Source organism: Kocuria salsicia (assembly GCF_007681555.1).
GTDB lineage: Bacteria > Actinomycetota > Actinomycetes > Actinomycetales > Micrococcaceae > Kocuria > Kocuria salsicia.
This window is the reverse complement of sequence record NZ_VELE01000002.1, coordinates 251,544-268,909: the sequence shown is the minus strand read 5'-3', so window position 1 is coordinate 268,909 and position 17,366 is coordinate 251,544. Positions and strand designations below refer to the sequence as shown.

General features: G+C 70.8%; 18 protein-coding genes and 1 tRNA gene. 12 read left to right on the top strand and 7 right to left on the bottom strand.

Annotation, left to right across the window (positions count from 1 at the left end; genetic code table 11):
• Positions 1 to 15 precede the first annotated feature (15 nt).
• From FS770_RS06005 to FS770_RS05990, 4 genes are all read left to right on the top strand, one after another.
• The gene (locus FS770_RS06005; protein WP_126874768.1) at positions 16 to 1,374 is read left to right on the top strand and encodes a S8 family serine peptidase; all 1,359 of its coding nucleotides are present in this window, start codon (positions 16 to 18) and stop codon (positions 1,372 to 1,374) included.
• Positions 1,375 to 1,482: 108 nt separating this feature from the next.
• Positions 1,483 to 2,868: an NAD(P)/FAD-dependent oxidoreductase gene (locus FS770_RS06000; RefSeq protein WP_145010608.1), complete on the top strand. Its 1,386-nt coding sequence runs from the start codon at positions 1,483 to 1,485 to the stop codon at positions 2,866 to 2,868.
• 56 nt (positions 2,869 to 2,924) lie between these two features.
• Positions 2,925 to 2,998: transfer RNA gene (locus FS770_RS05995), tRNA-Leu, on the top strand.
• A 145-nt stretch (positions 2,999 to 3,143) separates the two neighbouring features.
• On the top strand, positions 3,144 to 3,944 hold the full coding sequence (locus FS770_RS05990) for a Bax inhibitor-1/YccA family protein (protein ID WP_055082577.1): 801 nt from the start codon (positions 3,144 to 3,146) through the stop codon (positions 3,942 to 3,944).
• Positions 3,945 to 4,135: 191 nt separating this feature from the next.
• Here FS770_RS05990 and FS770_RS05985 read toward each other — a convergent pair whose 3' ends face one another.
• Entirely contained in the window at positions 4,136 to 4,738 is a 603-nt protein-coding gene (locus FS770_RS05985) for a nitroreductase family protein (protein WP_232300192.1), read from the bottom strand.
• 73 nt (positions 4,739 to 4,811) lie between these two features.
• On the opposite strand from FS770_RS05985, the gene FS770_RS05980 reads away from it, so the two are divergent.
• Both FS770_RS05980 and ilvA read left to right on the top strand, forming a co-directional pair.
• A complete protein-coding gene (locus FS770_RS05980; RefSeq protein WP_145010605.1) occupies positions 4,812 to 6,182 on the top strand; it encodes an AI-2E family transporter in 1,371 nt (456 codons plus the stop codon).
• Between the two features lie 150 nt (positions 6,183 to 6,332).
• Positions 6,333 to 7,580 carry a threonine ammonia-lyase gene (ilvA, locus tag FS770_RS05975; protein ID WP_094393567.1) on the top strand — a complete coding sequence of 416 codons (1,248 nt, stop codon included), beginning with the start codon at positions 6,333 to 6,335 and terminating at the stop codon, positions 7,578 to 7,580.
• A 126-nt stretch (positions 7,581 to 7,706) separates the two neighbouring features.
• Here the strand turns inward: ilvA and FS770_RS05970 are convergent, their stop codons facing one another.
• From FS770_RS05970 to FS770_RS05960, 3 genes are all read right to left on the bottom strand, one after another.
• A complete protein-coding gene (locus FS770_RS05970; protein WP_055082585.1) occupies positions 7,707 to 7,922 on the bottom strand; it encodes a hypothetical protein in 216 nt (71 codons plus the stop codon).
• A gap of 110 nt (positions 7,923 to 8,032) precedes the next feature.
• A complete protein-coding gene (gene greA / locus FS770_RS05965) occupies positions 8,033 to 8,530 on the bottom strand; it encodes a transcription elongation factor GreA (protein WP_055082587.1) in 498 nt (165 codons plus the stop codon).
• 185 nt (positions 8,531 to 8,715) lie between these two features.
• Positions 8,716 to 9,195 carry a DUF4307 domain-containing protein gene (locus FS770_RS05960; protein ID WP_055082589.1) on the bottom strand — a complete coding sequence of 160 codons (480 nt, stop codon included), beginning with the start codon at positions 9,193 to 9,195 and terminating at the stop codon, positions 8,716 to 8,718.
• A 203-nt stretch (positions 9,196 to 9,398) separates the two neighbouring features.
• On the opposite strand from FS770_RS05960, the gene mca reads away from it, so the two are divergent.
• The 3 genes from mca to FS770_RS05945 all read left to right on the top strand — a co-directional run bounded on the left by mca (position 9,399) and on the right by FS770_RS05945 (position 12,884).
• Positions 9,399 to 10,319 (top strand): mycothiol conjugate amidase Mca, encoded by a 921-nt coding sequence (mca, locus tag FS770_RS05955; protein ID WP_126874772.1) that lies wholly within the window; start codon positions 9,399 to 9,401, stop codon positions 10,317 to 10,319.
• Positions 10,320 to 10,325: 6 nt separating this feature from the next.
• Positions 10,326 to 10,658, top strand: a complete 333-nt coding sequence (locus FS770_RS05950) for a hypothetical protein (protein ID WP_244944780.1) — start codon at positions 10,326 to 10,328, stop codon at positions 10,656 to 10,658.
• Between the two features lie 99 nt (positions 10,659 to 10,757).
• Entirely contained in the window at positions 10,758 to 12,884 is a 2,127-nt protein-coding gene (locus FS770_RS05945) for a thioredoxin domain-containing protein (protein ID WP_144942387.1), read from the top strand.
• A gap of 66 nt (positions 12,885 to 12,950) precedes the next feature.
• Here FS770_RS05945 and trhA read toward each other — a convergent pair whose 3' ends face one another.
• Positions 12,951 to 13,664 (bottom strand): PAQR family membrane homeostasis protein TrhA, encoded by a 714-nt coding sequence (trhA, locus tag FS770_RS05940; protein WP_145010602.1) that lies wholly within the window; start codon positions 13,662 to 13,664, stop codon positions 12,951 to 12,953.
• A gap of 138 nt (positions 13,665 to 13,802) precedes the next feature.
• Between trhA and FS770_RS05935 the strand changes: the two genes are divergently transcribed.
• Positions 13,803 to 14,564 carry an isoprenyl transferase gene (locus FS770_RS05935; RefSeq protein WP_055082597.1) on the top strand — a complete coding sequence of 254 codons (762 nt, stop codon included), beginning with the start codon at positions 13,803 to 13,805 and terminating at the stop codon, positions 14,562 to 14,564.
• 199 nt (positions 14,565 to 14,763) lie between these two features.
• Here the strand turns inward: FS770_RS05935 and FS770_RS05930 are convergent, their stop codons facing one another.
• Positions 14,764 to 15,660 carry a hypothetical protein gene (locus tag FS770_RS05930; protein ID WP_232300193.1) on the bottom strand — a complete coding sequence of 299 codons (897 nt, stop codon included), beginning with the start codon at positions 15,658 to 15,660 and terminating at the stop codon, positions 14,764 to 14,766.
• Positions 15,661 to 15,741: 81 nt separating this feature from the next.
• Here FS770_RS05930 and FS770_RS05925 point away from each other — a divergent pair, with 81 nt between their 5' ends.
• Together FS770_RS05925 and FS770_RS05920 are read left to right on the top strand one after the other, a co-directional pair.
• Entirely contained in the window at positions 15,742 to 16,281 is a 540-nt protein-coding gene (locus FS770_RS05925; protein ID WP_145010599.1) for a prepilin peptidase, read from the top strand.
• Between the two features lie 144 nt (positions 16,282 to 16,425).
• The gene (locus FS770_RS05920; RefSeq protein ID WP_094393572.1) at positions 16,426 to 16,893 is read left to right on the top strand and encodes an NUDIX hydrolase; all 468 of its coding nucleotides are present in this window, start codon (positions 16,426 to 16,428) and stop codon (positions 16,891 to 16,893) included.
• Positions 16,894 to 17,020: 127 nt separating this feature from the next.
• Here the strand turns inward: FS770_RS05920 and FS770_RS14035 are convergent, their stop codons facing one another.
• The gene (locus tag FS770_RS14035; RefSeq protein WP_238694009.1) at positions 17,021 to 17,350 is read right to left on the bottom strand and encodes an FGGY-family carbohydrate kinase; all 330 of its coding nucleotides are present in this window, start codon (positions 17,348 to 17,350) and stop codon (positions 17,021 to 17,023) included.
• Positions 17,351 to 17,366 lie beyond the last annotated feature (16 nt).

Below are 17,366 nucleotides of genomic sequence, written 5' to 3'. Positions count from 1 at the left end.
CAGAACAGAGGGGTCATGATCGGACGCACGAGGACTCGGGCCCTGCTCGCGGCCACTGCGGCGGGCGCGCTGCTCGTCGGGATGACGGCGGTCCCCGCGCTCGGACAGCAGCCCGCGGTGCCCGCCCCGGCGCCGTCGGTGCCCGTGGAGTCGCCCATCGCCCCCGCTCCCACCAACGGCAAGGCCGCCGTGGAGGGCTCGGACATCCAGCAGCGCGAGTACTGGCTGGACGACTACGGCGTGCGGGACGCGTGGAAGTCCGCGACCGGCAAGGGCGTGAAGATCGCCGTGATCGACACCGGTGTGGACGGCTCCCACCAGGACCTCACGGGCTCCGTGGGGGAGGGCACGGACGTCTCCGGCAAGGGGCGGGCGGACGGGCAGCAGGGCCTCGGCGAGGAGCCGGAGCACGGCACGCTGGTGGCCTCCCTCGCGGCGGGCCACGGCCACGGGGAGGACCGCTCGGGCGGCCCCGGGAAACAGCAGGGCATCCTGGGGGTCGCCCCGGACGCCGAGATTCTCCCGGTGTCGATGTGGCTGGGCGCCGAGCAGCCGGGTGTGAAGGACGTCAACGAGCAGATCCCGGACGCCGTCCGGTGGGCCGTGGACCACGGCGCTGACGTCATCAACATGTCTGTGGGCTCCAACGCCACCGCGTGGCCGCAGTCCTGGGACTCCGCGTTCGCGTACGCCGAGGAGAAGAACGTGCTGGTGGTGGCTGCCGCGGGCAACAGGGGCAGCGGACTGACCCAGGTGGGTGCCCCCGCGACGATCCCGGGCGTGCTGTCCGTGGGCGGGGTGGACCGCCAGCGTCAGGCCAGCTGGGACTCCTCCTCCCAGGGCATCTCGATCGGGGTGGCGGGGCCCAGCGAGGACATGGTGGGGGCGATGCCGGGCAACGGCTACGCCGAGTGGTCCGGGACCTCCGCGACCGTTCCGCTGGTCTCCGGGACGGCGGCGCTCATCAAGCAGAGGCACCCGGAGCTCACGGGTGCGCAGATCGCGCAACGGATCGTCAAGACGGCCCACGACGCGGGGGAGAAGGGCAAGGACCCGTTCTACGGCTATGGGATCCTGGACGTCCGCGCGGCGGTGGAGGACGACGTCGAGACCACCGAGGAGAACCCGCTGGGCAGCGTGCAGCACTGGATCGAGCAGAACCGGCCGCACACCGCCTCGCCCGGCGCGAGCGCCTCGGCGAGCGCGGACGAGGGGGACACCGAGCACGTGACGCAGGAGGCCACCCCGCCCGTGGCGCAGAAGCCCCTGAACGAGACCGGTGCGTTGCCCGTGGTGATCCTCGCCTCCTTCGCGGTGGTCGTCAGCGGCCTGACCGTGGCGGCGATCCTACACATCCGGCGACTCTCGCGCTGAGACGCCGGTGCGCCACCCGCGTGGAGCACCCTCCGGAGCACCCTGCAAGGCCGTCACCGTACGGCAGGGCGTGAGCAAAAGTTCCCGGTGATGAGTAAACTTCCAGGCATGTCTTTCAATCAACTTGCCAAGGACCGTCCGCGCCTTCTCATCGTGGGTGGCGGGTACGTCGGTTTCACCGTCGCGCAGAAGCTGCAGACCCGTATCAAGGAGTCCGGCGGCGTGGTCACCGTGGTGGACCCCAACCCGTACATGACCTACCTTCCCTTCCTCCCCGAGGTCGCGGCCGGGAACATTGAGGCGCGCTCCGCCACGGTTCCCCACCGCCAGAACCTGCGGGACTGCGAGTTGATCGCCGGCCGCGTGGAGAACATCGACCACGCCAACCGCAAGGTCACCATCCGCGGCATCGACGAGGGTCCCGAGTTCGAGCTGCCCTACGACGAGATCGTGGTGGCCGGCGGCTCCAACACCCGCACGTTCCCCATCCCGGGGCTCGCGGAGAAGGCCATCGGCATGAAGACGATCGAAGAGGCCGTCTCCGTGCGCAACTGGATGCTCGAGCGCATCGAGGTGGCGTCCCTCACCGACGACGAGGACGCCAAGCGCCAGGCGCTGACGTTCGTGGTCGTGGGCGGCGGCTTCGCCGGCATCGAGACCATTGCCGAGCTCGAGGACATGGCACGTACCGCTGTGGAGCGCAACGACCGCCTGAAGGTCTCGGACCTGCGCTTCGTGATGATCGAGGCCATGGGACGGATCATGCCCGAGGTCTCCAAGGACCGCGCTGAGAAGGTCGTGGCCGAGCTGCGCTCCCGCGGCGTCGAGGTGCTCCTGAACACGTCCGTGTCCGAGGTAGACGGGGACGTCGTCAAGCTCATCAACATGGGTGACAAGTCGCCCGCCGGCGAGCTCGCCACGGACACCCTGATCTGGTGCGCCGGCGTGGCCGCCGCGTCCTTCATCAAGAACAGCGATTTCCCCATCGACGAGCGCGGCCGCCTGCGCGTGGGCGCAGACCTGCGCGTCACCGGCGACGACGGGCCCTTCGACGGCGCCTGGGCCGCCGGCGACATCGCCGCCGTCCCGGACCTCACCGGTGCCGGCCCGGGGGGCTTCTGCGTGCCGAACGCCCAGCACGCGGTCCGCCAGGCAGCCAGGATGGCCAAGAACATCATGGCCGCCCACCAGGGCGAGCCCCTGCAGGACTACTATCACGAGGGCCTCGGCTCCGTGGCCGGACTGGGCCTGTACAAGGGTGCCGCCACGGTGCGCAACATCGACCTCGGCGGACTGCCTGCGTGGCTCATGCACCGTCTGTACCACGGCTATGCGATCCCCACGGTGGACCGCAAGGCACGCGTGTTCACCCAGTGGGGCCTGAACATGGTCTTCGGGCGGGACACCCAGCCGCTGCGCCACCTGCGCGATCCGCGCCGGGCCTTCGAGAAAGCCGCCGGCGTGAAGGTCTCGGACGCCAAGGCCAGCCTGTAGCCTGCACGTCGACGACGGTGGGGCCGCCTGCGGGCGGCCCCACCGTCGTCGTACCCGCCCCCATAGCCCAACCGGCAGAGGCAGCGGACTTAAAATCCGCTCAGTGTGGGTTCGAATCCCACTGGGGGCACCCCCGACGCAGCACCGATCCCGCCGCCCGGCACTCGTGAACCGACCCCCGCGGGTCTGTTCGCCGTCCACGGACTCCAGGCTGGCGTGCAGGTTCCGGTGCTAACCTGGGATCTCAGCTCGCCCACGCCCAGAAAGGACGTCCCATGGCCGGCGGCAACCCCCTCCTGCGAGACTTCAACAAGAAGAACGCCACCACCGTACCCGCATCACCCCAGGGTGCCCAGTACTCGCCCGAGCAGCTCGAGCGGATGTACAACGCGCCCGCCGCCGGGCCCGCCCAGACCGGGCGCATGAGCTACGACGACGTCGTAATGCGCACTTCGCTCGTGCTCGGCTGCGTGGTCGTGGCCGCCTTCGCGGGCTGGTTTGTGCCCGTCCTCGCGGTTCCCGGTGCCATCGTGGGCCTCGTCCTCGGTCTGGTGAACTCGTTCAAGCGGGAACCCAGCCCCGTGCTCATCATCCTGTACGCGCTCGCGGAGGGCCTGTTCCTCGGCGGCATCTCGGGCATGTTCGAGAGCACCTACCCGGGCGTGGTGGTGCAGGCGGTCATCGGCACCCTGGCGGTCTTCGTCTCGGTCCTCGTGCTCTACAAGACGGGCGTGCTGCGCGCGACCCCGCGAGTGACCAAGTTCTTCTTCGTGGCCATGATGGCCTACGCCATCTTCGCCCTCGTGAACCTGGGCACCTCGCTGCTGGGCGGCTTCAACCTGCGCACCGACGTCTCCGTCTTCGGCATTCCGCTGGGGCTCTTCGTGGGTGCCATCGCGATCCTGCTGGCCGTCTACAGCTTCGTACTGGACTTCGAGAACATCAGCGACGGCGTGAGGCGCGGCATCCCCCAGAAGGCTGCCTGGTCTGCGGCGTTCGGCCTGACCGTGACCCTGATCTGGACCTACGTGGAGATCCTGCGTCTGCTGACGATCATCCGGTCGATGAGCGACTGACTCCTCCTGGACTGAAACGTCCCGACAGCGACGGCCCGGTGCACGCACACCGGGCCGTCGCTCTGTCTGTCCCAGGGCGGTGGACGAGGCGCGGCGCCGCTAGGTACCGGGGCCGACAACGGCGCTGCGCAGCGGACGTGCGGCACGCCGCGTCACCGGGGCCGCGCAGCGTCGTCGCGCCCGGTGCCCGCTCAGATGTAGCTGATCCCGAGGTCGCGAGGTGGCAGGTTGATCGCACGGGAGGGCACACTGTCAGGAGCGGCGCGGCCCACGAAGAGCCAGCCGAGGACCTCCTCGTGCTCGTCGAGGTCGTAGAACGAGCGGAGAATCTCCCGGTCGTAGGGCTCGCGCTGGGACCAGATGGTGGCCCAGCCCTGCGCGTAGAACGCGGCCTCCAGGACACCGCGTGCCGCGGAGACCTCCCCACGCTGGACCTTCTTGGACTCCTCGAGCTCCGGGTGGTGGCGGAAGACGATCGCGATGGCGGCGCCGCCGCGGGAGGCCCACGAAAGGGAACCGCGGTAGGCGGCGAGAACCCGGATCTTCTTGCCCTTCAGGCGGGGGACCGGGCCCGTGAGGTTGGGCACCGAGGCCAGCCCGGCCATGGCGGCGGCCAGCAGGGGGGCTGAGGGGCGGGTGGTCACCACGGCACGCCAGCCGGTGGGCCGCTCGTCGTACTTCGCACCGGCGGCGGCACGCAGGACGGCCTCGAGCTCCTCCTGGCGGGGTGCCTCCTGGCTCAGCAGGCTCGCGGGACGGCGTTGGGCCAGGATGCGCAGCAGTGTGGTGGACATGGCAGCCATTTTGTCATCCCGCGGGCGGCGGCCCGGTAACAACATTGCGCGCAATGATGCGATCATGGTGCCCATGTCTTCCAGCATCTCCACGTCTCCCGCGAGCACGTCCCCGGACCGCGTGCCGGACGCCCCGCGGTCGAGCGACGCTCCCGCCCTCGACGCCCAGGACACGGTCACGGCTCCCGTGCGGATCGCCGCGGCGTGGTCCTGGCGCATCCTGCTCATCATCGCCGGGGTGGGGGTGGTCGGGTGGCTGCTCTCGCTCGTCACCACCGTTCTGATCCCGGTACTGCTCGCCGCCCTGCTCGCCGGGTTGCTGTTCCCCGCCGTGCGCTGGCTGCGCTCCAGGGGATTCCCCGCCGCGCTCGCCTCCATCACCGTGGAGCTCGGCCTGATCGTGCTGGTCCTGGGGCTCCTCACCCTGGCGGGGCAGCAGATGATCGTGGGCTTCGCCCAGCTCTCGGACAACGCCGTGGCGGGCTTCCAGCAGCTGATCGGCATGCTGGAGGACAGCCCGCTGAACCTCTCCACGGACAACATCAACCAGTGGATCGCGGACCTCGGCAACACGCTGCAGCAGAATTCGGACAAGGTCCTCTCCGGGGCCATGACCTTCGGCTCCACTGCGGGCAACATCGTCACCGGCACGATCATCATGCTGTTCGTGCTGCTCTTCTTCCTCATGGACGGCGAGAACATCTGGCTGTTCGTGGTCAAGCTCTTCCCCCGCCGCGCTCGTTCCGCAGTCAACGGATCCGGTCGCCGTGGCTGGATCTCCCTGGCCCAGTACGTGCGGATCCAGGTCTTCGTGGCGTTCGTGGACGCCGTGGGCATCGGCGTGGGCGCATTCTTCCTGGGCGTCCCGCTCGCCCTGCCCATCGGCGTGCTGGTGTTCCTGGCGTCCTTCATTCCGATCGTGGGCGCCGTGGCCACCGGTGCGGTGGCCGTGCTGGTCGCCCTCGTGGCCGTGAGCCCGTGGATCGCCCTGGCTATGCTGGGCGTGGTGCTGCTCGTGCAGCAGCTCGAGTCCAACGTGCTGCAGCCCCTGATCATGGGAAAGGCCGTCTCCCTGCACCCGGTGGCCGTGTTCCTGGCGGTGGCCTCCGGCAGCGTGCTCTTCGGCATTGCCGGTGCCCTGTTCTCCGTGCCGCTGATGGCCGTGCTCAACACGATCGTTCGCTACCTGGCCAGCCGTGCCTGGGAGCACGACGACGAGATCGCGTGGGAGCCGCTGATGTACCCCCGCGAGATCAAGAAGACGGCCAAGAAGAAGGACCTGGACCGCGACCAGGTCATGGCGCTGCTCCAGCGCTTCCGCGGCAAGCGCCACAAGGAGCGCGAGGCCGAGGAGCACAGGCGTGACGAGAAGCACCGCAAGCAGACGAAGCACAACGCGAGCATCGAGGAGGACGTCCTGAGCACGGACGACTCCCGGCGCTGAGACCTCTCGCGAGGTAATAGCATGGAGCGCGGCGCCCCCACCCACGGGCGCCGCGTTCTGTTGTCCCCGCCCCGCAGTCCCGGTCGCGATCCACCGGGCCCGGAACCCCGCGGCGGACCAAGCAACCGGCTACGACGAAGGAAGTTCTCTGTGGCCCACCCAGATCTGCCCGTAACGGTGGAGGACGTCCGCCGTGCCGCCACGCTGCTGGAGGGGGTGACCGAGCGGACGCCGCTGGCCCACTCCCGGGCGCTGTCGCGCGCGCTCGGTTCGGAGGTCTACCTCAAGTGCGAGAACCTCCAGCGCGCGGGCTCCTTCAAGGTGCGCGGCGCGTACGTGCGGATGTCGCAGCTCTCGGACGAGGAGAAGGCCAGGGGAGTGGTGGCGGCCTCGGCCGGCAACCACGCCCAGGGCGTGGCCCTCGCTGCCGCCAAGCTCGGCATCGAGGCGCGGATCTACATGCCGCTCGGTGCGGCGCTGCCCAAGATCGCGGCCACCCAGGACCACGGCGCGGAAGTGGTGCTGCACGGCTCCACCGTGGACGAGGCGCTCGCGGAGGCTCAGCGCTTCTCGGACCAGACCGGTGCGGTGTTCGTGCACCCCTTCGACCACGTGGACATCATTGCCGGGCAGGGCACGATCGGCCTGGAGATCTTCGACCAGCTGCCCACCGTGGACACCGTGATCGCGGGAGTGGGTGGAGGCGGGCTGCTCGCCGGCGTCTCGGTGGCCATCAAGGCGAAGGCCCGTGAACAGGGCCGGGACATCCGCGTGATCGGCGTACAGGCGGAGAACGCCGCCGCCTACCCGCCGTCGCTCGCCGGTGATGCCATCGTGACGCTGTCCCGGGTCTCCACGATCGCGGACGGCATCGCGGTGGGCCGCCCGGGGCAGCTGCCCTTCACCGTGATCCGGGAGCTCGCGGACGACGTCGTGACGGTCTCCGAGGACTCGCTCGCCCAGGCGCTGATCTTCATGCTTGAGCGCAACAAGATGGTCGTGGAGCCCGCCGGCGCGGTGGGCGTGGCCGCAATCCTCGAAGGCGACCTCAAGGAGAGCCACCCGGACCTCGGCAACACGGTGGTGCTGCTCTCCGGCGGCAACATCGACCCCATGCTGATGCTCAAGGTCATCCAGCGTGGTCTCAGCGCAGCGGGACGCTACATGACGGTCAGGATGATGCTGACCGACCGCCCCGGCGAGCTCGCTCAGATCTCGCAGATCATCGCGGACCTGGACGCCAACGTCACGGGCGTGGACCACACCCGCATCGGCGGTTCCCTGTCCATGGGGGACGTGTCCATCACCATCGACATGGAGACCAAGGGCCACGAGCACTGCGACCAGGTGATCGCCGAGCTGGAGGCGCACGGCTTCCACCCCGTGATCGCGCACTGATCCCTGGACTCTCAGGCCCGGGGCCTTGGGGCCTGTGCCGCTGCGGAAGCCACGTCGCAAGGACGACGCTGCCATGAGGACGACGCTACAACCACGAGGACGCGACGACGTCGCCGCGGCGCCCGCTCAGCGGCGTCGTGCCCCGCGGGCCGTCACGTAGGTGACGAACGCCATGACGAACGTGGCGAACCACAGGATGTTGCGCAGACCGCCGGTCGAGTTCAGTGCGGGGTGACTCTGGCCCACGAAGTGCACGACCACCGCGGCCACGGCCAGCAGCGCGGTGAGCACGAGTAGGGGCCCGCTCCAGCGGTTCGGGGTGCGGTTCCAGTGGGTGACCACGAGGGGTTCTCCTGTCGGGGAGGCAACGGGAGCCGCCACGTTGTGCTGTGACGGCGTAGGAAACGGCTGAGGGCCACACCGCGGCTGCGGCGTGGCCCTCAGTTCGGGGGTCAGCGGCTGAAGGGCTTGGCCTTCAGGATCTTGACTGTGATGTCCTTGCCGTTGGGGGCCTGGTAGCTCACGGTGTCGCCCACCTTGTGGCCGTTGATCGCGGCACCCATGGGGGAACGCTCGGAGAATACCTCGAGGTCCTCGCCCCCGGTGAGGTCCTCGGCGACCTCACGGCTGCCCATGAGGAAGGTCATCTCGTCGCCGGCGATCTCCGCGGTGACCACCATGCCGGCCTCGATGACGCCGTCGTCCGCCGGGGCCTCGCCCACCTGGGCGTTCTCGAGGAGCTGGGTCAGCTGGACGATGCGTCCCTCGTTCTTGCCCTGCTCCTCGCGTGCGGCGTGGTAGCCGCCGTTCTCCTTGAGGTCACCCTCGGAGCGGGCCTGTTCGATCCGGTCGACGATCTCCTGCCGGTAGGGACCGGCGATGTAGTCGAGTTCCTTCTTGAGCCGGTCGTACGCTTCCTGGGTGAGCCAGGCTCCCTCGTGAGTAGGCACTGTGCCTCCGTTTCTCCGGTGCTCACCGCCCTGGTGAGCACGTGTGAAAAACCCCGCCCCGGTGCGAGCCGCGTGGCCCAGCGTGTCCGGGTCGGGGATGTGATCTCGCGGCAAGTCTAGTGGAGGCCGCGCGCCCAGCCCAACGTGTCGCGTTCCACGACCGCAGTCGCAGGGGGGGGGGCGGGTCAGCCGGCGTCGTCCCAGCAGGTGTCCACGCCGGCAGTCGTGGCGATTCCCGTGGTGCGCAGCGTGACGCGGTGCGTGCTCGTGCGGCCGTTGAGCTCCTCGTCCGCCACGTGCCCGACCGTGACCTCGCGCCAGCCCACCACGGCGTACTGCTCGTTGAGGGCCTGCACCGCGCACGTGACCGTCTGGTCCGGGTCTTTTGTGAGGTCGAAGTCCGCGTAGACGTGACCGGCGTCCGTGATCTGGAAGCTGACGTCCTTGGCCACCGGCCGCTGGGAGTTCCCCCACACGATCCACACGACGAACAGGGAGGCCAGAAGGGTGGCAGCGGCCGCGATCACGATCCAGCCGCGTGTGGAGGGCCCCCGCCGCCGTGGCCGGTTGACGCGGCGGTGCCCGCCGCCGTAGCGCTGGGCGAGCACGCGGTCCGTTCCGGGTGCGGGCGAGCCACCGGGCGGCTGGGGGATCGCAGAACTCATGCCCCCACTCTACCGAGGGCCGGTGGGCGAAGACTGGGTACCCAGCGGCGGACGACGCCGCCGCGCGGCCGGTACGGGAGGCGTCGTCGGTCGTGAAGTGGCGTGACGCACGCGCCGCACGGCATTCGGGTGCGGCGTAGGATACCGGGGATTGCATTTTTACGGCGGTTTTTCCGCGATGAGGTCTTGGAGGCATTCGTTCGGTGACGGACTATTCACAGTTGCGCCTGTTGGCGATCCACGCCCACCCCGACGACGAGTCCAGCAAGGGAGCCGCAACGATGGCCCACTACGCGGGCCTGGGCGCCCGCGTCATGGTGGCCACGTGCACCGGCGGCGAGCGCGGCTCGATTCTTAACCCCGAGATGGAGGGGGATGTCGCGGCCGAACGGGACCTCGCTGGCCTGCGCCGCCACGAAATGGCCGCTGCCGTGCGTGCACTCGGCGTGGAGCACCGCTGGATCGGCTTCATGGACTCCGGTCTGCCCGAGGGGGACCCGCTTCCCCCGCTGCCGTGGGGGTGCTTCGCACTGCAGCCGCTGGAGCGTGCCGCGGCGCCCGTGGTGCAGCTGGTGCGGGAGTTCCGGCCCCACGTGATCCTGACCTACGACGAGAACGGCGGCTATCCGCACCCGGACCACATCCAGACCCACAACGTGGCCATGGAGGCGTACCTGCGCGCGGGGGATCCGGACGCGTACCCCGGCACGGGCGAGGCCTGGGCCCCGTCCAAGCTGTACTACGACCGCGCCTTCAACGTGGAGCGCTTCGTCGCCCTGCACGAGGCGCTCGAGGCGCGCGGGCTGCAGTCGCCCTACGCCGAGCGGATCGCCGCCATTCAGGAGTCCGATCCGGAGGGCCACCGCCCGCCGGTGCCGCGCCACGAGACGACCACCAGGATCGAGTGCGCGGACCGTTTCGAGGCCCGGGACGAGGCACTGCGCAGCCACCGCACCCAGGTGGACCCGAACGGCATGTTCTTCGCGGTCTCCGCGGAGACGCAGGCGGAGGTGTGGCCGTGGGAGGACTACACGCTCGCGGAGTCCCGTGTGGACGCGCAGCTGCCCGAGACGGACCTGTTCGCGGGCGTCGCGGACGCGCCCTCGAACCCCGGAAGCGAGTGATCCCGCGTGCCCACGCTGCTGAGCGTCCTGAACGCGGCCACGCCCGCGCCGAGCCCCGAGAACACGCTGCGCCCCGGTCTCGACCCGAGCCAGGTCTCCCCGGGGCTGGTCGGGTTCCTGATGACCTTCGTGCTGGCGGTCGCCGTGGTGCTGCTGGTGATCGACTTCAACCGTCGCAACCGGCGGCTGCGCTACCGGGCGGAGTACGCCGAGCGGCGCGCGGCCGAGGAACGGGCCGCCACCGGTGCGCTCCCGGAGGGCACGACGTCGGCCGAGGGCCGCACAGCGGGTAACGACGCCGCCCGCCGCACCGGTGCTGAGAGCGAGGTCGAGCGGTAGCGACGCCGTCCGGTCACCGCACACGGGCCGCGCACCCGACGGGCGGGACGGCTCCAGCCGGTCCTGACGGCGCCGGCCGCACTGTGAGACGGTGGTGCCATGCCGAATCGTCTGGCCGGTGCCACGAGTCCCTACCTGCTCCAGCACGCGGAGAACCCCGTGGACTGGTGGCAGTTCAGTCCCGAGGCCTTCGCGGAGGCGCAGACGCGCGACGTGCCGGTGCTGCTCTCCGTGGGCTACGCGGCGTGCCACTGGTGCCACGTGATGGCCCACGAGTCCTTCGAGGACCCGGAGACGGGCGACTACGTCAACGCGCACTTCGTTCCCGTGAAGGTGGACCGTGAGCAGCGCCCGGACGTGGACTCGGTGTACATGGCGGCCACCCAGCTGCTCACCGGTCAGGGCGGCTGGCCCATGACCGTGTTCCTGACGCCGGAGGGCCGCGCGTTCCACGCCGGCACCTACTACCCACCGCGGCCGGCGCACGGCAGACCCTCCTTCATGCAGGTCATGGTGGCCGTCACCGAGGCCTGGACCGTGCGACGGGACGAGGTCGAACGCTCCGCGGAGCAGCTGACGGAGGCCCTGGAACGGCACCCGGAGCTCGTCGACAGGATGCTCGCGGACGCCGGCCCCTCCGCGGTGGCCGAGCCTGCGGGGGACGGCGCGCGGGAACCGTCCGGTGAGCTCGCGGGTGAGTGGCTCAACGGCCTCGAACTCGCCCGAGACGCGGCCCACGAGGGCTTCGGCGGGGGCGCGAAGTTCCCGCCGTCCCCGGTGCTCGAGGCCCTGACGACGATTGCGCGGTCACCCTTCCAGGCCCACGAGGGCACGGCGTCCTCGTGGCTCATCCCGGAGCAGCGGCGCGCGGCACGCGAGCTGCTGAGCAGGACGCTGGACGCAATCGTGCTCGGAGCCCTCCAGGACCACGTGGGAGGCGGGTTCTTCCGCTACTCCGTGACGCCGGACTGGTCCCTGCCGCACTACGAGAAGATGCTCTACGACAACGCCCAGCTGCTGCGGGTGCTCGCCCGCACCGTGGTGATCCTGGAGCGTGAGGGGACGGACCCGAACCGTGCGGCGCGGTACCGTCACGCCGCCACCGCGCTCGTGCACTGGCTTCACCGGGAGATGGTGACCCCCCAGGGTGCGTTCGCGGCGTCCCTCGACGCGGACAGTGACCCGTCCCCGGACGAACCGCACGCGGAGCGCGAGGGTGCGTACTACACCTTCAGCCGCGTCGACGAGGGCCTTTCCAGCAGTGGGGGCGTCCGCCCCGAACCGGTCACCGCCGCGTGGGGTGAGGGGGGGCGTGTCACGGGGATCCTGGACGAGTCCCTCCGTGCCGCGCTGTGGCAGCGCAGGCTCGAGCGTACAGCGCCACACCGGGACGACAAGGTGGTCACGGCGTGGAACGGCATGATGATCGCGGGCCTCGCCGACGCCGCCGTGCTCCTGGACGCCCCCGAGTGGCTCGACCTCGCGGGCGCGGCCGCGGAGTTCCTGTGGGAGCACCACCGGGACGCGGCGACAGGGCGGCTCGCGCGGACCTCCCGCGGCGATGCGGTGGACCCGCACGAGGGCCAGCTCGAGGACTACGCGTGGCTGGGGGCGGGGCAGCTTGCTCTGTACCGCGCGACCGGGGACGGGGTCTGGTACGAGCGCAGCCGCGCGCTTGCGGAAGTCACCGTGGAGCGCTTCGTGCGCGACGACGCCGTCCTTGAGTCTGCGCGCCTGGACCCCACCCTCGTGACGGCCGGGGCGACGGGCCGTGCCGAGCCGTTCGACGACGTCGCCCCGTCCACCCCGGCCGTCCTCGCCCGGTGGCTCACGGACCTCTCACAGCCCCGGACGGCGGGCATGGCCACGCGCGACCTCGTGGAGCGGCTGACTGCCCAGGCCACGGGGGTGGTGCTGAAGGCCCCTACCGCCGCCGGTGGAATGGTCTCGGCGGTGCTGGAACGGGAGGACCCGCCCGCACTGCTGGTGGTCTCAGCAGCGGATCCTGCACAAGTCCGCGAACTCAGGGACGCCGTGAGGGCCCGCCGCGTGGTGGACGTGCTCGTGCTGGACGCCGCCGTGGCACCGTACGGGGTCCCCATGACGCCAGAGGCTACGGAGGCCCCGGAGCACCCCGGCACAGGGTTCACGGTGTGGCTGTGCCGTGACGGGCGTTGCGAGCTGCCGGTGCACAGTCCGCAGGAGGTCGGGCGGTTGCTGGGGTGACCCGGCCGATGAGCTGACCCGGGCCTGCCCGGGGGCGGGGGCGGAGTCGTCGTGACAGCCGGGGGGTCAGCCCGCGAACATCGCCAGCATGATGGAGATGTAGTGGCACACGAAGCCGCCGATCGTGCACGCGTGGAACACCTCGTGGAAGCTGAACGTGGCGGGACGCAGCCGCGGCCGCTTGAGGGCGTAGCAGACGGCGCCGCCGATGTAGAGCGCGCCGCCCACGATGAGCATGACCGTGGCGGGCACGTTGACCCCGAAGAACGCCGGGAGGTAGACCACGGAGAGGCAGCCCATGACCACGTACAGGGGCGTGTAGAGCCAGCGCGGGGCGCCGAGCCAGAACACCCGGAAGAGGACGAGCAGGGCCCCGAGGGACCAGATCACCGCGAGCAGGACCGCGGCGCTGCGTCCGGGCAGGAAGCTCACTGCCATGGGGGTGTAGGTGCCCGCGATGATGAGCGCGATGTTCGAGTGGTCCATGCGCCGAAGGATCGCGTTCATGCGTGCGCTCCAGTAGAAGCGGTGGTAGACGGCGGAGGTGCCGAAGAGCAGCACGGCCGTGACGGCGTAGACCACGCAAGCCAGGCGCAGCTGCACGGTGGGAGCAACGACCACCGCGATGATCCCCAGTGCGGTGGCCACGGGGCTGAACCCCGCGTGGATCCAGCCGCGCCACGAGGGCTTGCGCTCCACGGTCACCGGCCCGTTGCGTGTCTGGCGCACCACCGTGGGGGGATCGTACGGGTCACGGCCTCCGGCGCGGTCGTCTCGCATGGGGGATCACACTGCCTTCCGTGACTGTTCCCACCGGCACGGCGGTCGTGGGGCGCTGCCGTGTTGGGCGGGCGCTACGGGTAGTTTAGTGGATGTGAATCCGCACAGGCCCGAGCAGAGTCAGGGGGCACGACCGTCATGAGGCTCCCCCGAGTCATGTACTCGTTCTACGAGCACCGCCTGGCGCGCACCCTCTCGCAGGAGGAGCTGCCCCACCACGTGGGAGTCCTCGTGGACGGCAACCGCCGGTGGGCCCGGCAGTTCGGCACCTCCACGGAGGAGGGCCATCGGGCCGGGGCGCGCAAGATCGTGGAGTTTCTGCGGTGGTGCAACGAGCTCGACATCCAGGTGGTCACCCTCTACGTGCTCTCCACCGAAAACCTCAACCGGCCGCCGGAGGAGCTCACCGCGCTGCTGGAGATCATCACGAACCTCACCCGGCAGCTGCAGGAGGAGGGGATCTGCCGGATGCAGGCGGTCGGGGCGCTGGCCACCCTGCCCCCGGAGCTGCAGGAGCAGCTGGCCAGCAGCGTCCAGCGCACCGCGGGGAACCCCGGCCCGCACCTGAACATCGCTGTGGGCTACGGGGGCCGCCAGGAGATCGTCGACGCCGTGCGTGAGGTCTTCACGGACGCCGCGTCCCGCGGGGAGTCCCTCGAGGCCACCGCGCAGGCCCTGAGCATCGAGGACGTCTCCGCGCACCTCTACACCCGCGGCCAGCCGGACCCGGACCTGCTGATCCGCACCTCCGGGGAGCAGCGGCTCTCGGGATTCCTGATGTGGCAGTCCGCGTACAGCGAGTTCTACTTCTGCGAGGCGTTGTGGCCGGACTTCCGGCGCGTGGACTTCCTGCGCGCCCTGCGCGACTACGCCCGCCGGCAGCGCCGCTTCGGCGGCTGAGCCCGGCGGCGCCAGACCTGTGCGCTGCCGCCACCAGGCCGACGTCCGATCGGCGTTCGGCCTGGGGAGAGCGGGGCGGGGACGCCGCGAAGGCCGGCGGCGACGTCGTTCCCCGGGTGGGGGCGCACGGAACCGCGGCGCCTCAGCGGCCCTTCAACGGCCCCTCGGGGGCGTGCCCCAGTGAGGTCTCCGCGGCGCGTCAGTGGCCGGGGACCCGCCACGGGAGGTGGTGGGAGACGTCCGTGAGGTCGAAGTCCTCGCGGGTGAAGAGGTCGTCCAGCTGGTACTCGTCCACCCCCTCGACCACGAGCCGGTGCCCCTGGCCGGCGTACGGGCCGCTCAGCACATGGGAGTACACGCACACGCCGGTGGCCGTGTCCACGGCGATCCGGGTGGGCCCCGGTGCGAGCGGGTGGGCCGCCGTCACCGGGCGGTAGCGCACGGTGGGCTCCACGGTGGCGCACCACACCCGGCGCTTCGCGAACGCCCCGGCCGCCAGCGAGCGCAGCCGCGCGGGTCGCTGCTCCGGCAGGTACGGCGGGACCGGGGCCGGGCCCACGAGCTCCACGGGGTCGAGGATCGCCTGCCACCGGCCGCCGCCGAACACGGGGTCCCCGTAGGCGGCCTCGGGACGGCGGGTGACCAGGCCGTCGTCGTCGTACACGGGGGTCACGAGACCCGGCGGGAGCAGCCAGGAGCGCGGGGTGTCCGCCACGTAGAAGTCGTCCCGGGAGCGCTCCAGGGACGTGCTCGTGTACAGCGCGTGGCCCCGCAGCGTCTCGACCCGCAGGTCCGAGGGCCGGCGCAGCCAGGCTCGCACCGGCTGGGCGGGGCGGTCCTGCGCGCCCGGCACCCAGTGCAGGGAGAAACGCAGGGTCTCCCACCGCCACGGGGAGGAGCGGCACAGGGCGGCGAAGGACTCCTCGTGCACGGCCGTGTCCTCGGGTGCCCCGGACCAGGGGGACCCCTCGTGCGGGGGTGCCCCGCGCTGCCACGGTGCCCCGCTGCGCGAGGACGCTCCACCCTGCCAGGGTGCTTCCTCCTGCCAGGGTGTTTCCTCCTGCCAGCGGGCTCCGGTCTGCCTGGGCGTGCTCATGGCCCCAGTCTACGAAGTGGTTCTCCACAGGCCTGCGCCGCGCTCTCCCGGTGGGGCGGGGGCTGTGCCTAGGATGGGCGCATGATGCTGACCGCTGCGTCGGGCATCGGGGGGTTCGTGGGGGAGCACCTGAAGGACACGTCGCCCAGCGCGCAGCTGGCCGCGGTGGCCTGTGCCCTGGCCGTCCTGGTGCTCGCCTGCTCAGGAGTGTGGCTCGCCGCCACGGACATCCGCGAACACCGCCTGCCCGGTGCCGTGGTGCGTCCCCTCTACCCCGTGACCGCCGTGCTGCTGGCGGGTTCGGCGCTGCTCGTCCACGACACCGTGCGGCTGTGGTGGATGCTGTGGGGACTCGTGCTCATGGGCGGACTCTTCCTGGCGTTGCGGCTGATCAATCCCTCCGGCATGGGCATGGGAGACGTGCGGCTCGCGGGGGTGCTGGGCCTGGCCACGGGGTTCGCCTCGGTGGGCCACACCGTGCTTGCACTCGCCGTCACCTTCGTCTCTGCAGGGATCTTCTGCGCGGTGCTCATGCTCACCCGGTGGGCCGGGGCGGGCAGCCGGATCCCGCTGGGACCGTTCATGATCGTGGGCAGCCTGGGGGTCCTCACGTTCCTGTGACGGGTTTCCCGTGAGGGGTTTCCGTGACGGGCGGGCACGTACCCTGGGGAGCGACCACCCCGTGGGGAGGGTCCTCTCCGTGGGGGAGGAAACCTCTCCGCGTGGCTGTAGCACCCCGCCGTCACCGACCAGGAGGACCACCCCGTGGCCACACCCGAGTTCATCCAGCACCTGCGCCGCTCGATCGGCCACGACCTGCTCTGGCTGCCGGGGTGCACCGCCGTGGTGCTGCACGAGGGCCGTGTGCTGCTCGGGCGCCGCGCGGACAACGGGAACTGGGGCCTGATCACCGGCATCGTGGAACCGGGGGAGGACCCCGGTGTGGCCACCCGGCGCGAGTGCCTGGAGGAGACCGGGGTGGAGATCACCGTGGACGCGCTCGTGCGGGTCAAGGCCGGCGGGGAGGTGCAGTTCCCCAACGGAGACCGCTGCCAGTTCCTGGACCACACGTTCCTGTGCAGCTACCTCTCCGGGGACGCGCGGGTCGCGGACGACGAGTCCCTCGCCGTGGACTGGTACCCGGTGGACGAGCTGCCTCCCATGCCGGAGCACCAGGCCGAGCGGCTGCGGGCCGCGCTGGAGTTCACGGGGCGCACGGGCTTCGAGAGCTGAGGGGTTCGCGGGAGCCGACGAACACGTGGGCCGGGTAACCGACGAACCCGGGAATCAACGCACCGGGGAAACGACGAGCCGAGGAATCGACGAGCCGGTGAACCGGTGAGCGACGTGCTCTGGGTGCTCAGCCGAGCTGCGCCTGTGTTTCCTGCCGGGCGAGGGCGTAGCGGCGGCGGAACTCCTGCACGCCGACGTCGCCCGCGGGAAACAGCTCCCGGCTCACGGAGCGGGACCACTCGGGCAGCTCCTCCGTGGCCGCCCAGGCCGCCTGCCGCGCGGCACCCAGCGCCACGTACTCACCCGCCTCCGGCACCGTGACCGGCATGCCGAGCGTGTCCGGCAGGACCTCGCACAGCGCCTCGGACCGGGCGCCGCCGCCGATGAGCAGCACACGATCCACCGCCACGTGCGCCTCGCGCAGGATGTCCAGGCAGTCCGCGAGGGAGTTGGCCACGGAGAGCACGGCCGCC